The organism is Romboutsia sp. (assembly GCF_051659545.1).
Lineage (GTDB): Bacteria > Bacillota > Clostridia > Peptostreptococcales > Peptostreptococcaceae > JBOFOR01.
Window position 1 is genome coordinate 1 of sequence record NZ_JBOFOR010000236.1, and the last position, 13,215, is coordinate 13,215.

At 27.1% G+C, this 13,215-nt stretch carries 14 protein-coding genes; 9 read left to right on the forward strand and 5 right to left on the reverse strand.

Going from position 1 to position 13,215, the window contains the following annotated elements:
* Window positions 1-388: 388 nt before the first annotated feature.
* A complete protein-coding gene (locus ACRC03_RS13180) occupies window positions 389-1,354 on the forward strand; it encodes a S41 family peptidase (RefSeq protein ID WP_438653041.1) in 966 nt (321 codons plus the stop codon).
* 70 nt (window positions 1,355-1,424) lie between these two features.
* Here the strand turns inward: ACRC03_RS13180 and ACRC03_RS13185 are convergent, their stop codons facing one another.
* Entirely contained in the window at window positions 1,425-1,787 is a 363-nt protein-coding gene (locus tag ACRC03_RS13185) for a hypothetical protein (RefSeq protein ID WP_438653042.1), read from the reverse strand.
* Between the two features lie 148 nt (window positions 1,788-1,935).
* On the opposite strand from ACRC03_RS13185, the gene ACRC03_RS13190 reads away from it, so the two are divergent.
* The 6 genes from ACRC03_RS13190 to ACRC03_RS13215 are packed head-to-tail and all read left to right on the forward strand — an operon-like array spanning window position 1,936 to window position 6,345.
* Window positions 1,936-2,577 (forward strand): histidine phosphatase family protein, encoded by a 642-nt coding sequence (locus tag ACRC03_RS13190; protein ID WP_438653043.1) that lies wholly within the window; start codon window positions 1,936-1,938, stop codon window positions 2,575-2,577.
* Between the two features lie 8 nt (window positions 2,578-2,585).
* Window positions 2,586-3,800 carry an NAD(P)/FAD-dependent oxidoreductase gene (locus ACRC03_RS13195; protein WP_438653044.1) on the forward strand — a complete coding sequence of 405 codons (1,215 nt, stop codon included), beginning with the start codon at window positions 2,586-2,588 and terminating at the stop codon, window positions 3,798-3,800.
* A 9-nt stretch (window positions 3,801-3,809) separates the two neighbouring features.
* Window positions 3,810-4,175: a chorismate mutase gene (aroH, locus tag ACRC03_RS13200; RefSeq protein ID WP_438653045.1), complete on the forward strand. Its 366-nt coding sequence runs from the start codon at window positions 3,810-3,812 to the stop codon at window positions 4,173-4,175.
* A 19-nt stretch (window positions 4,176-4,194) separates the two neighbouring features.
* A complete protein-coding gene (gene cmk / locus ACRC03_RS13205; protein ID WP_438653046.1) occupies window positions 4,195-4,845 on the forward strand; it encodes a (d)CMP kinase in 651 nt (216 codons plus the stop codon).
* Between the two features lie 33 nt (window positions 4,846-4,878).
* Entirely contained in the window at window positions 4,879-5,481 is a 603-nt protein-coding gene (locus ACRC03_RS13210) for a lysophospholipid acyltransferase family protein (RefSeq protein WP_438653047.1), read from the forward strand.
* Between the two features lie 24 nt (window positions 5,482-5,505).
* Window positions 5,506-6,345, forward strand: a complete 840-nt coding sequence (locus ACRC03_RS13215) for a 4-hydroxy-3-methylbut-2-enyl diphosphate reductase (RefSeq protein WP_438653048.1) — start codon at window positions 5,506-5,508, stop codon at window positions 6,343-6,345.
* A gap of 812 nt (window positions 6,346-7,157) precedes the next feature.
* Here ACRC03_RS13215 and ACRC03_RS13220 read toward each other — a convergent pair.
* Both ACRC03_RS13220 and ACRC03_RS13225 read right to left on the reverse strand, forming a co-directional pair.
* Window positions 7,158-8,351 carry a sensor histidine kinase gene (locus ACRC03_RS13220; protein ID WP_438653049.1) on the reverse strand — a complete coding sequence of 398 codons (1,194 nt, stop codon included), beginning with the start codon at window positions 8,349-8,351 and terminating at the stop codon, window positions 7,158-7,160.
* 1 nt (window position 8,352) lies between these two features.
* Entirely contained in the window at window positions 8,353-9,024 is a 672-nt protein-coding gene (locus ACRC03_RS13225; RefSeq protein ID WP_438653050.1) for a response regulator transcription factor, read from the reverse strand.
* A 479-nt stretch (window positions 9,025-9,503) separates the two neighbouring features.
* Here ACRC03_RS13225 and ACRC03_RS13230 point away from each other — a divergent pair, with 479 nt between their 5' ends.
* Window positions 9,504-10,208 carry a glucosaminidase domain-containing protein gene (locus tag ACRC03_RS13230; protein ID WP_438653051.1) on the forward strand — a complete coding sequence of 235 codons (705 nt, stop codon included), beginning with the start codon at window positions 9,504-9,506 and terminating at the stop codon, window positions 10,206-10,208.
* An 82-nt stretch (window positions 10,209-10,290) separates the two neighbouring features.
* On the opposite strand, the gene ACRC03_RS13235 is transcribed toward ACRC03_RS13230, so the two are convergent.
* Complete coding sequence (locus ACRC03_RS13235; RefSeq protein ID WP_438653052.1) at window positions 10,291-10,623, reverse strand: helix-turn-helix domain-containing protein; 333 nt, start codon at window positions 10,621-10,623, stop codon at window positions 10,291-10,293.
* A 200-nt stretch (window positions 10,624-10,823) separates the two neighbouring features.
* Complete coding sequence (locus ACRC03_RS13240) at window positions 10,824-11,663, reverse strand: helix-turn-helix transcriptional regulator (RefSeq protein ID WP_438653053.1); 840 nt, start codon at window positions 11,661-11,663, stop codon at window positions 10,824-10,826.
* Window positions 11,664-11,850: 187 nt separating this feature from the next.
* On the opposite strand from ACRC03_RS13240, the gene ACRC03_RS13245 reads away from it, so the two are divergent.
* Entirely contained in the window at window positions 11,851-13,212 is a 1,362-nt protein-coding gene (locus ACRC03_RS13245) for an MFS transporter (protein WP_438653054.1), read from the forward strand.
* The last annotated feature ends 3 nt before the right edge of the window (window positions 13,213-13,215 follow it).

Consider the following 13,215-nt stretch of genomic DNA (forward strand, 5'->3'; position numbering starts at 1 on the left):
AATAACAGATTTTTTTCTAGTATCGCTGTAGTAAAAACAGCAATAAATAAATTTATCGACGAAATAAATAAAGTTCCTACAAATACAATAGATAGACTATGTGTAAGAATGTAGAAACTCTATTAGAATATATATATACTAATATTAATAATTTCAATTATATTAATATTAGTAGTACCAAATTTTCTTAATATTAGTCTAAAGTCAAAGAATCTGACAAAAGAAGAAAAACTAGAAGATTTTGATTTTCTGATTAAACAATTAGACGAGAATTATTGTAACTATGATGTATTTTATAATAAAAATGGAATTGAGTTTAAAAGTCTAGAAAAAAAAATTTAGGGGTGCAATAGAAAATACAGATAATGATATTGAATTTTTCAATGTAATGCAATACTACTTACAAACACTGAATGATGGTCATGTTGGTATTCTTGACCCCTATGAGTACAGGGCTTATTTAGACATAAAACCTATAATGAAAATGCCTTACTTTAATAAAATATTAAATAATAATGAAGTAAAAGAAAAGTATGTATATTGGTCAAATTTACTTGGTCATACACCAAATATTGATTTGTTATTTGAAAATGTAAATAAGGAAGCAGAACAAAATGTGGCAAATAAAAATATTAGTGTTAAAATCATTAACGAAAATATAGCATATATGAAAATAAACAGCTTTTCAACTTTTAAACAAGAAGATATAAATACCATAAGTGATTTTTATAAAAATCTTAACTCTTACAAAGATTTTATAGTAGACATTAGGGGGAATGGTGGAGGTGATTCGTACCAATGGATGAATTACATTGTTTCACCTATAATTGATAAATATTATAGTTGGACTAGCTATTCTTTACATAAAGGTGGTAGTTTAACTAAAGAGTATTATAAATCAAGAGGTACGTTGAGTGACCTAGAACCTATATATGAATTTCCTCAAGAAGAATTCCTCCATAACATAAAAGGCATAGAGCAGTTTAAGTATTTTGAGGAGACTGAATATGGCGTATCACCATATGACAATAAATTAAAATATAAACCAAAAGTATTCAAAGGGAATATATATTTATTTGTAGATAAGGGAGTTTTTTCATCTGCTGAATCATTAACTTTATTTGCTAAAAATAGTGGATGGGCAACTGTAGCAGGATCTAATACTGGAGGTGATGGAATAGGCATTGACCCTGTACTTTTAAAATTACCAAATAGTAAACTACTTGTTAGGTTTACTACACAGAAAGGATTAAATAAGGATGGAAGTAATAATTCAGAAACTGGGACTACTCCAGACGTAAAAATTGATGAGTTAGATAATCTTGTTAATTATATAAATACACAATATAAATAAAATTTAAATAAAATTTAAATAAAAATAACTGTATTTAAGCTACTAGATACAGTTATTTTTTATAGAGATATTAATTTATAAACTCAGTTTCAATTTCATTAGTAATGTCTTTAGTATCTACAAAACCATTAGAATAAGTTATTTTCATTTTTATATAATCTAAACCAGATTTTTTATAGTCGTATTTAGGAATATATACTCTATATCCCTCATCATTTCTAGTAACTCCATTACCATCATCAAAAGGATCACTGTAGAACTCACAAGGATAGGTTTTAGCCTTTCCATTAATGCCAAGAATCATATCAACTTTTTTCATATCTTCTTTTTTAGGACTAAAGTCATTATCTTCACCATTTACTACATTTTCACCATAGTTAATACTTGGAGGAGGGGGAACAAAGTCATAACATGCTTTAATATTTTTATTCATACTAATTTCCCTTAGTAAATTTCATTTAACTAAATTTTAACAAAAATAACCAAATTAATATATGTCTTTTTGCTACTGTATATTTATGGTATAATAAAATTTTGATGAAAGTAAAAAATAATAATATACATTTTAGGAGGGACAAAAAGTGGCAAATACATTTTATATAGTAAGACATGGACAAACTAATTGGAATATATTAGGTAAAACTCAAGGTCATGGAAACTCAGATTTAACAGCAAAAGGTGAAGAACAAGCAAAAGAATTAGCAGAAGCGATGGTAAATTATCCGATAGATTTAATATACAGTAGTGATTTAGGAAGAGCAGTTCAAACTGCACAAATAGTAGGTGAAAAGATAGGCGTTGAAGTTGAAAAAACTGAAGGACTTAGAGAAATGGGCTTCGGTGTATGGGAAGGTCTATTAATAGAAGAAATAAAAAAAGACCATTCTACAACTTATGACACTTGGAGAAATGAACCACATCTAGTATCTATACCAGGTGGAGAAACTTTACATATTATAAAAGATAGAGTAGATAACTTTATAGAAGAATTAAATAAAAAATACGACAATAAGCATATACTACTTGTAAGTCACTCCGTAACAGTTAGAGTTATGTTACTTTCATTCTTAAATAGTGGAATGGAAAATATCTACAGAATAAAGCAAGACAACACTGCCTTAAATGTAGTTGAATTTAAAAATTATGGACCAGTAGTTCAAAAGATGAACGATACTAGCCACATAAAAAATAATGTTAAATTAAACAATTCAGCATTAGAATAGGAGGACGTATGTCTAAAGTAATAGTAGTTGGGGCAGGGCCTTCGGGAATGATGGCAGCACTTACAGCTTCAAAAAATGGTAAACAAGTGATATTAATAGAACGTAATGAAGAACTTGGAAAAAAGCTTAAAATTACTGGTGGAGGAAGATGTAATATCACCAACAACAGAGATATCGAAGATTTTTTTGAAAAAGTAGTTACTAATAGAAAGTTTTTATATAGCAGTTTTTATACTTTTACAAATACTGATTTACTAAATTATTTATCGGAGAATAATCTAGAATACAAAATAGAAACAGAGAATGACCACAAAATATACACTAAATCAGATAAATCAGAAGAAGTTATAGAAACATTAAAAAATGACTTAATAAAGAATAAAGTGAAAATACTATACAATAAGAAAGTAGTAGACCTTATAGTAGAAAAAGATACTGTAGTAGGAGTTAGATGTGAAGATAACACAAACATATTAGGAGACAAGGTTATAATAGCTACTGGTGGTAAAAGTTATCCACATACAGGTTCTGATGGTATGATGTTTGATGTACTTCAAAAATATAATCATACTTTAAATAAAATCTATCCAGCATTAACACCACTTACTGTAAAGGAAAGCTTTATTAAAAATTTACAAGGTATATCTATGCAAAATGTAGAAATTTCTTGCAAAATTAAAAAGAAAAAAGTATCAATAATTGGAGATATGCTATTTGCTCACTTTGGTTTAACAGGACCAGGAGTGTTGAAGTTTTCATCTCACATTAATAAATATATAGCAGAAAATGAGATCGAGTTAAATATAGACTTTTTACCAAATATAAGTGGTGAAGAAATCTCTAAGACTATTAGAGAAAATCCAAATAAAAATGTATTAAATAACTTAAAAGGATTACTACCTCAAAATTTTTTAAAAGAGGTATTTAATTTATTACATTTAACTGATAAAAAGGCTAATGAATTATCAAAAGGTGATGAAAATAAAATAATAGAAAATATAAAAAATATGAAGCTAACATGTAATGGAAGTAAAGGCTTAAAAACGGCTCAAGTTACTAGTGGTGGAATTAGTGTAAAAGAAATAAATTCATCAACTTTAGAGTCTAAATTAATAAATAATCTATTCTTTACAGGGGAAGTAATAGATATAGATGCAGAAACAGGTGGATATAATCTACAAATAGCTTTCTCAACGGGGTATCTTGCTGGAATAAGCGTATAGGTGATAAATATGAAAGTATTAGCAATTAGAGGTGCTACAACAGCAGAATCTAACAACAAAGAAGAAATACTAAAAGAAAGTGCTATATTAGTAAAAACTATAATAGAAAAAAATTCTTTAGATAAAGACGACATAATAAGTATGTGTTTTACTATGACAAAAGATTTAGATGCAGTATATCCATCAGTATCAGTAAGAGAAATACTAAATATATGTGATATTCCAATGCTTAATTATGAGGAAAAATATATTGAAGGAAGTCTTTGTAATTGTATAAGAGTAATGATGCATATTAACAGCGATAAACCAAAAAGTGAAATAAAACACGTTTATTTAAATAAAGCAAAAGACCTTAGAAAAGATTTATTAAATTAATTGTAAGTAGGAGACAAATATGAAAAACTTAGTAATAGCAGTAGATGGACCAGCAGGAGCTGGGAAAAGTACAATAGCTAAAATAGTAGCAAAAAAATTAAATATAAACTATATAGATACAGGCGCAATGTATAGAGCAATAACTTACAAGTGTCTAAAAAATGATATAGACGTTGATAATGAAGAAGAAGTAAAGAAAGTAGCTAAAGATACCGACATAGATTTTAGAGATAACAACATATATTTAGATGGAGCTATAATAAATGATGAAATAAGAACTATAGATGTTAGCAATAACGTATCTAATGTAGCAAAAATAAAAGAAGTAAGATATTTAATGGTAGATGTACAAAGAGAAATAGGGAAAAAAAGCTCAGTTATATTAGACGGTAGAGATATCGGGTCTTATGTATTCCCAAACGCAGACTATAAGTTTTATTTAGTAGCAACTCCACATGAAAGAGGAGCTAGACGTCATAAAGAACTTACAGAAAAAGGATACGAAGTCAGCATTGAAGAAATAATAAACGACATAATAAAAAGAGATGAAATAGACTCAAATAGAGAATTTGCTCCACTTGTTAAAGCTGAAGATGCAATTGAAGTTGATACTACTGGAAAAACTATAGAGGATGTAGTAGAAAGCGTATTAGGCAAGATAAATTTATAGAAATTACAAATGTGATTTTGGAGGGAGAAGCTTGTGAGTTTTTATAATTTTGTAATGGGTTTATTTAGAGTTATTTCAAAAGTATTTTACAAATACGAAGTAATAGGAGCAGAAAATATTCCGGATGAGGGGAACTTAATAATAGCAGCTAATCATAAATCAAATATAGACCCAATATTTATAGGAGCAGCCATAAAAAACAGAAAACTTGCACCAATAGGAAAAAAAGAGCTTTTTAATATAAAGCCGATAGGATATATACTAAAAAAATTAAATGGAATATCTATTAACAGAGAAAAGCCAGATGTATCAACTATAAAAAATATCCTAAGAGCAGTAAAAGATGGCTATGTTGTAGGTATATTCCCAGAAGGAACTAGAATAAAAGAACCTGGTTTTGGAGATGCAAAGGCTGGACTTGCAATGTTTGCAATAAAATCAAAAGCAATGGTAGTTCCTATATCTATAATAACTAACTACAAATTGCTAAATAAAGTTACTATATATATAGACAAGCCTATAACTTTTGAAGAATACTACAAAGAAAAGCTAACATCGCAAGACTATGAAAGACTATCTCAAAATGTATTAGAAGTAATAAAAGAGAATTACTATATTTACTCAGGCAACAAATAATACAAAAGTTTAGGGAGATTGCATATGATAGTTAAAATAGCTAAAGAAGCAGGGTTTTGTTTTGGAGTTAAAAGAGCTATGAAAATGGCTTGGGATGAACTAGAAGTAAATAGTGATGAAATATATGCCCTTGGGCCACTTATTCACAATAAACAAGCAGTTTCTAAGTATGAAGAAAAAGGTTTAGTAACAGTAGAGAAAGTTGAAAATGTACCCCAAAATAAAAAGATAGTAATAAGAAGTCATGGTGTCACTGAAAAAGTATACAAAGATGTCAAGGAAAGAGATTTACATATAATAGATACAACTTGTCCTTTTGTGAAAAAAATTCATAAAATTGTAAAAAGAGAGCATGACAAGGGACGTGAAATAATAGTAATAGGAGATAGAAAACACCCAGAAGTTATAGGTATTAATGGATGGTGTGAAAATACTGCTACAATTATTAAGACTTTAGAGGATTTAAAAAATACAAGTTTCGATAAATCTAAAAAATACTGTGTTGTAGCACAGACAACCATTAACTTAGACTTATATCGTGAAATTAAAAATCAACTATCTAATGAATTAAATCATGTTATATTTAATAATACTATATGCTCAGCAACTAAGGTAAGACAAGAAAGTGCTAAAGAATTATCACAAGAAGTTGATTGCATGATAGTAATCGGAGGGACTCATAGCTCGAATACTCAAAAGTTAGTTCAAATTTGTAGTGAGTTTGTAAACACTTTTGCAATAGAAACTAAAGAAGACTTAGATGTAAATTTATTGAAAACCTATAATACAGTAGGTATTACTGCAGGAGCCTCTACGCCAGATTGGATAATAGAAGATGTGGTAAATTTTGCAAAAAAAATATAAATTATAAAAACTCGGTTGAAAGAAAATTCTTACATCCGAGTTTTTATTTTTACACCATGAAATAAATTAAAATTAGTGGTACTGTGAATTATAAGCAACAAAATGATAGTTATATATAATGTATTTTTAAAGTTTAATACTATATCAAATTTGTATAATGCCTTACATAAAACTAAGATAACCATTATAATAAATATTACCCTAGTCCAAATATTAAAAATAATTGCAAACATAAAGAAAGTATATAAAAAAACTTTAAATATAAAAAAAATAAATCGTGTTAATAAGTGCTTAAAAAACAACTTAGAAAAATCAAATTGATAAAAATTATTAACTTCACTAAATGTAATAGATAATACTATTCTACTTTTTAAATATTGATTTTTTTCATCTCTTTTAATTAAATAATTGCATTTATTATTAAACCTACTTTTGAAAAACACAAATATATTACTAATAGAAAACCATATTCTAAATATGCCTTCTTCGTATTTATTACTTATTATGAGATTAACTCTCTCAGCAACTGTTAAAGTATTTATTTCACTAAACCATCTTGTAATATTTTTCTTAAGTTTTTGACACATAGTAAATTGTAATAAAAAGATATACAATTTACTATTTAGTAAAAGTGATAAAAAATTAAGATGGATAACCTTTGACAAGTTATTAGTATTTTCCAAAATATATTCTCCAATCGAATTGTCTATATTTTTTTAAAATAAGTTTTGACAATTATCATGTATATTATTAATTATAACTAAAATAGTGAAAAATTAAAACAAAAAATAGTATTTGGTGATGTAAAGAGTTTAGTATGGAAGCTCAACAATGAAGCTTGTATCTTCACCTAAAATACTTTTAGCATATATTTTTCCATTATATTGCTCGACTATAGATCGAGCAATAGATAGACCTAACCCATAGCCACCTGTTTCCCTTATTCTAGAATCATCAACTCTATAAAAACGTTCAAATATTTTTTCTAGATGCTCATGGGCAATCCCGTCACCAGTATTTTTCACAATCACTTTGATTTTATTTCTATCGTTAAATAAGGAAACAGAAATTGTACCATTCTTATTTGTATGCTTTATGGCATTATCCATTAGAATACTAAATAGATTTTTTATACCTTCTTCATTTCCGTTAATAACTATATCTTTCTCTACATTATCTTCTAAATTTATTTTATTTTCAAAGATTATAGCATCAAATGCAAGCATCATTCCTTGAATAGTTTTACTAATATTAATGGAATGAAACTCAATATTATTTTCAGCAGTATCAAGTTTAGCTAGGGTTAACATTTCATTAATAAGTTCTGACATTCTATCAACTTGTAAATTAATATAATTTATCCATTTAGATTGATTTTGAACAGTGTCTTCAGGGTTGCTAAGGACTAAAGACGTATTAGTTTTAATTATTGTTAAAGGTGTTTTTAATTCATGAGAAGCATCATCAATAAATTGTTTTTGCTTTTTAAAGGTTTCCTTTACTGGGTTTAATGTCTTATTAGTTAAGTAAATACTAATAATAAGTAAAATAATTAAACTTATAGCACCTACAACAATAAAACTTTTTAAAAGTTGAAGAACGGTATTTTGTTGATAGGTTCTATCTAGTAACACTATCCTTTGACCCGAAAAAATAGATTGCTTTAGATAGGAATATTTTGTTCCACCAATTTCAATTTTGCTAGAAGGCTTTTCATTTTCTGTTATTTTTAATATTCCTTCTTTTAAAACATCTTTACTAATAGTATTTTGGAAAGGTGTCATAACATTTATTAAATTTTTACTTTTGTCCACATCGATTACCATATAAGTGTAAAAAGGTTTAGGTCTACGACCATCACGCATTAAACCTTCTAACTCTCGATTTATGTCATTTTCAATATTCATGTTGGTAATAGTAAAAATAGTTCCGAAAATAGCCACAAAAACCACAGTCAACAAACTCATATTTATTAAAATAAATTTTAGCCTCAATTTATCAAACATATTATGCCTCCAATTTATAACCCACACGCCTGATTGTAGTTATTTGAACTTTAGATTCAGCATATGTTAATTTTTTTCTAAGGAAAGATATGTATACCTCAATATTATTATGTTCAACCTCTGAATCGAAGCCCCATAATTTTGTTATTAAGTCATCTTTACTTACAATATTATTAGGTCTTTGTATAAAATATTTTAGAATTTCAAATTCTTTTAAAGTTAAGGAGATGCTGATTTGATTTACTTCAAGGTTATAAGAAGATAAATTTAATTTAATATCACCAAATTCTAAAATATTGTCATTTATAACCTCTCCCTTTCTTCTTGTAATAGCTCTAAGCCTTGCTAATAATTCTGGTGGAGCAAAAGGCTTTGGAAGGTAATCATCTGCTCCACAGTCTAGACCTGTTATTTTATCTTCTATACTTCCTTTTGCAGTAAGTAGTATTACTGGAGTTGAAATACCTTCTTTTCTTAAAAAATTTAAAATCTTAAGTCCATTTAATTTTGGAAGCATTATATCTAAAATTATTGCATCGTAAATATCAGTTAAGGCATATTCTAGACCATCCTCTCCGTTAAAAACTGCATCTACAGAATAATTATTTTTTATAAGAATTTGTGTCAAAGCTTCAGAAAGTTGTTTTTCATCTTCAACAAGTAACAATTTCATTAAAATCACTCCTTTCTATTAAATTAGGATTTCTATATTATAATACCAAATTTCGCATGTTAATACTAAAAATAAATCTCATTAATTGAATTTAAGGGTAACAATTTAAGTCTTCTGGAATAATAATTTTAAGTTACATAGTTTGGTTTTTATTTAAATAGTACTCAATTTCATCTTTGTAACTTTATTTTAAAATTTAAACCTTAAATAAATCTTAAATATATTTAATTGCTCAGTAGCTTCATAATGTTGATTAAAAATCGTACACGAAAAATAGACAAAAAAGAATTAAAAAAATGTTACACTTTTAAAAATAATATTAGATTTACTCAAATTTTAAAAAAATAAAGGTCATAAAAAAGTATTTACTAAGAGTATGTGTCATGCATAAATATACACTAGAAATTTATAAAAGGTATGGTTAGGGAAAATAGTGAATTATATAGACATATAGATACTAAATACAAGGAGTAAATAATATGGGATTGAGTAAAGAAGTAGTTAGTTTAATGTGTTTACCAATTTTGATGGTAGGTTTTTCCTCAACATCATATAGTAGCATAGAGGACAATACCAGAGTAAACTCAATGAAAAGTATTACTATAAATGAAAATAAAGTTGAAACAATTTCTAATAATCAAGATACTAAAACTATTCAATTAAAATCCAATCAAGATAAAGATTACATACCAAGTCAAATTGTAACCTACGAAAGAGACAATATAACAATACCAAGCAATATAACAAAAGAAGAGATGCACAATGTACTAATGAACTACCATGGAGCTTCTACAATGGCACATTTAAGTGGTGCATTTGTAGATGCAGAAAAAAAATATGGGGTAAATGCTTTTACTATGGCAGGGATAGTTGCCCTTGAAAGTGGATTTGCAACTTCTAGAAGAGCTGTAGAAGATAATAATCTTACGGGTTATGAAGTTTATAGTGACGATTCTGAGGGGAGATTATTTTCAAGTCAATATGAATCTATCATGCAAACTGCTAGACACTTAGCATTAAATTATTTAACTAAAGGAGGTACTTATTATAAAGGGGTTTCAGTAGATGCTGTACAAGTTAATTACTGCCCTGATGAAGGTACAGATAAAAATTGGGAAGGACAAGTGAATGATTTGGCAAGTGTTTTTTTAAAAATCTATAATGAGTTGTACGTAAAAAAATAGAGTTAAAGAACAGAAGTATAGGAACTAATCTTACACTTCTGTTCTTTAATAAATAAATCTAGCTAAATATTAATATATTTTATTAAAAATTATCTTTATATTTAAATTTAAGGTAATTAATATACTCATGTAGTTCGTATTTGGCTTCTTCAGGTAAACCCTCATAAATATCGATTTTATTATTTATTACTGTAGTTTCATCATCATTTGAAGAGTCTCTCTCATAGTCTAATAAATAGTCAGTAGTAACATTAAAATAAGTTGCAATTCGTTTTAATTTTTCGAAATCAGGATGTTTCTCTCTAGTTTCATATCCCGCAATAGAAGCTCTTCCAATACCAATAAAGTCTGCTAATTCTTGTTGAGTAACCATTCTTTCATTTCTTAATTGTTTTAATTTATCACCAAATGACATATCGATTCCTCCAAATGATTATTTAATATTACTTTACTTGTAATATTTGTGACTAATAGTTGTACTTTTATATAATAGTAGCATCAAATGTGACAAATAGTAAACATGATTTTAATAAGTATAGTAAAAAAGTTTATTATAATGAACATGAATTATTTTAAAATTTAAAGAGACATGTGGTTGAATGAAGGAGGTGAACATTATATATTTTTATATTTTCTTATATCATTATAATATTGCTTAGGTGTCATTCCAAACTCTTTTTTAAATACCCTAAATAAATTATTATAGCCACCTAGACCGCATAGATGAGCAACATTTGAAATAGATTTACCTTCCTCGATTAGTTTCTTACATAATTTTAACTTTGACTTAGTTATGTATGAATGAATAGTCATACCAGTAGCTTTTTTAAATTCTCTTGAAATATGAAACTTGCTAACGAAAAATTCTCTTTCTAATCTTTCTAATGTTATTTCTTCAGTTATATGGGAATTAATAAATAAGAATACATCATCAACTAATAATTGTCTATTTCGATTAGATCTATGTCTTGGTTCAGAGTGTATACATGACCTTAGTATAAGGATAACTATCATGCTAAGCATATTTTTGTTATATAAATCATTGGCAAAGTCATCCTTCTTATCTTTAACAATTAATAGCTTTCTCAAAATATTTTTTATAAGCATAGTTGTTTCTAAATTTGCATCTACTATAGCGCAGTGGTAAGGTACTACATTAAAAGAATATAATAAATCAACTTCTTCATTAGACAAAGTATTTAGCAAATTAGTAGTTAAAGATAATTCGTATATTAAAAGTTGTTTTTTAGAATTCATACTTATATTTACAGAATTGTTAGGACTAATAAGTAGAATATTATCGATTGTACATGTATATGTACTCTCATTAAAAGACACTAAACAATCTCCGCTGAATATAAATAAAATTTTGTAGTATTTACTTGAATTAATTTTTCTAGATTTTATATTATTAAATTTAATTTCATTGATATAAAATTCATCATTTTTTAACATAAGTATATCTCCCCCCCATTTTTGTAAAATATCAACTTTAGATAGTATTACATCAATATATGAATATAATTACATTTTACAATATGAGATAATCAAATTACAAATAAATATTATAACGTTTTAATTAATTAATTAATTAATTGTAATTATTTATTGATAAGTTAAAAATATAAAAGGGGGGATTCTTATGAGAGATTTTTCAATGAAAGACAAGCTTGGTTATACTTTAGGTGATTTGGGATGTTGTTGTACAGAACAATATAGAGGGATGTTTTTAACTGTATTCTACGTATTAGTCTTAAAAGTTAATCCTATTCATGTTGGTACAATAATGTTGGTTACAAAAATATGGGATGCAGTAAATGATCCTATAATTGGTGCAATTATTGATACGAGAAAAGCTAAAACTGGTAAAAAATTTATTCCTTGGATTAGAGCATTTTCAATTCCATGTGCAGTACTTATGTGTATTGGATTCTTAAATGTATCAAACCTAGATTATGGATTAAGACTTGTGTATATTTTAGTTACATATGTTACATATGAAGCAATATATACTTGTGTAAATGTTCCATTTGGTTCACTATCAAGTGTAATGACTGATGATATTAATCATCGTACCGATTTATCTCGTTATAGAAGTTTAGGTGGTACAATATTCATGACTGTGATAGTTATAACTGGGCCATTATTTTTATACAAAGACAACATGCCAGTTCCTGAGAATTTCTTAATACTAGCTATAATATGTGCTTGCGTAGGTGTACTTTGTTTACAAATTACTTGTGTTTGGTGTAAGGAACGTGTAGAAATAGTTAATGTTGAAAGAGAGAAATTTAATTATATAGAAGTATTAAAAAATATAGCTAAAAATAAAGCTTTAGTAGGGGTTATAGTAGCAAGCTTAGTTGGTATGATATCTGCAAGTGTAGTAAATGGATTGAATACTTACTTATTTAAAGATTACTTTGGTAATGTAAAGTTAATGGCAGTATCAGGGATGCTCAGTACGGTTTATGCAATAATAACATTTATTTTGACTAAATTTGTAGCTAAGAAATTTGGTAAGAAAGAATGGTGTATATATGGTTGTTCATTTGCTGTTATAGTTTATGTATTTTTATTTTTATTTCCAGTTAAGAATCCAATAGTTTTTATAGCTATAAATGGAATCTGTTATATAGGAGCATCTGGACTTCAAATACTTATTTGGGCGATGGTTAATGATGCTATAGATTATCAAGAGTTACAAACTGGAACTCGTAATGAAAGTATAGTTTATTCTACATATTCTTTTTTTAGAAAAATATCATCTGCATTAAGCGCGAGTTTAAGTAGTTTTATATTAGTTTTTGTGGGATACAATGTTAATGTAAGTGTTCAAACAGTACAGGTAACTCAAAAACTTTGGAAAACGTATACGGGGGTTTATGCTATAGGTTATTTATTAGCTATATTAGCACTTATATACATTTATCCATTAACTAAGAAAAAAACAGAAGATATGCTAAATAAACTAGCTGAAAAACGTAATAAAGCAGTAAACTAGGGG

Bases quoted from the DNA above. Each gene is read 5' to 3' on its own strand.
- ACRC03_RS13180 (WP_438653041.1), top strand. From the start codon at position 389: ATGCAATACTACTTACAAACACTGAATGATGGTCATGTTGGTATTCTT.
- ACRC03_RS13185 (WP_438653042.1), bottom strand. From the start codon at position 1,787: ATGAATAAAAATATTAAAGCATGTTATGACTTTGTTCCCCCTCCTCCA.
- ACRC03_RS13195 (WP_438653044.1), top strand. From the start codon at position 2,586: ATGTCTAAAGTAATAGTAGTTGGGGCAGGGCCTTCGGGAATGATGGCA.
- aroH (WP_438653045.1), top strand. From the start codon at position 3,810: ATGAAAGTATTAGCAATTAGAGGTGCTACAACAGCAGAATCTAACAAC.
- cmk (WP_438653046.1), top strand. From the start codon at position 4,195: ATGAAAAACTTAGTAATAGCAGTAGATGGACCAGCAGGAGCTGGGAAA.
- ACRC03_RS13215 (WP_438653048.1), top strand. From the start codon at position 5,506: ATGATAGTTAAAATAGCTAAAGAAGCAGGGTTTTGTTTTGGAGTTAAA.
- ACRC03_RS13220 (WP_438653049.1), bottom strand. From the start codon at position 8,351: ATGTTTGATAAATTGAGGCTAAAATTTATTTTAATAAATATGAGTTTG.
- ACRC03_RS13225 (WP_438653050.1), bottom strand. From the start codon at position 9,024: ATGAAATTGTTACTTGTTGAAGATGAAAAACAACTTTCTGAAGCTTTG.
- ACRC03_RS13230 (WP_438653051.1), top strand. From the start codon at position 9,504: ATGGGATTGAGTAAAGAAGTAGTTAGTTTAATGTGTTTACCAATTTTG.
- ACRC03_RS13235 (WP_438653052.1), bottom strand. From the start codon at position 10,623: ATGTCATTTGGTGATAAATTAAAACAATTAAGAAATGAAAGAATGGTT.
- ACRC03_RS13240 (WP_438653053.1), bottom strand. From the start codon at position 11,663: ATGTTAAAAAATGATGAATTTTATATCAATGAAATTAAATTTAATAAT.
- ACRC03_RS13245 (WP_438653054.1), top strand. From the start codon at position 11,851: ATGAGAGATTTTTCAATGAAAGACAAGCTTGGTTATACTTTAGGTGAT.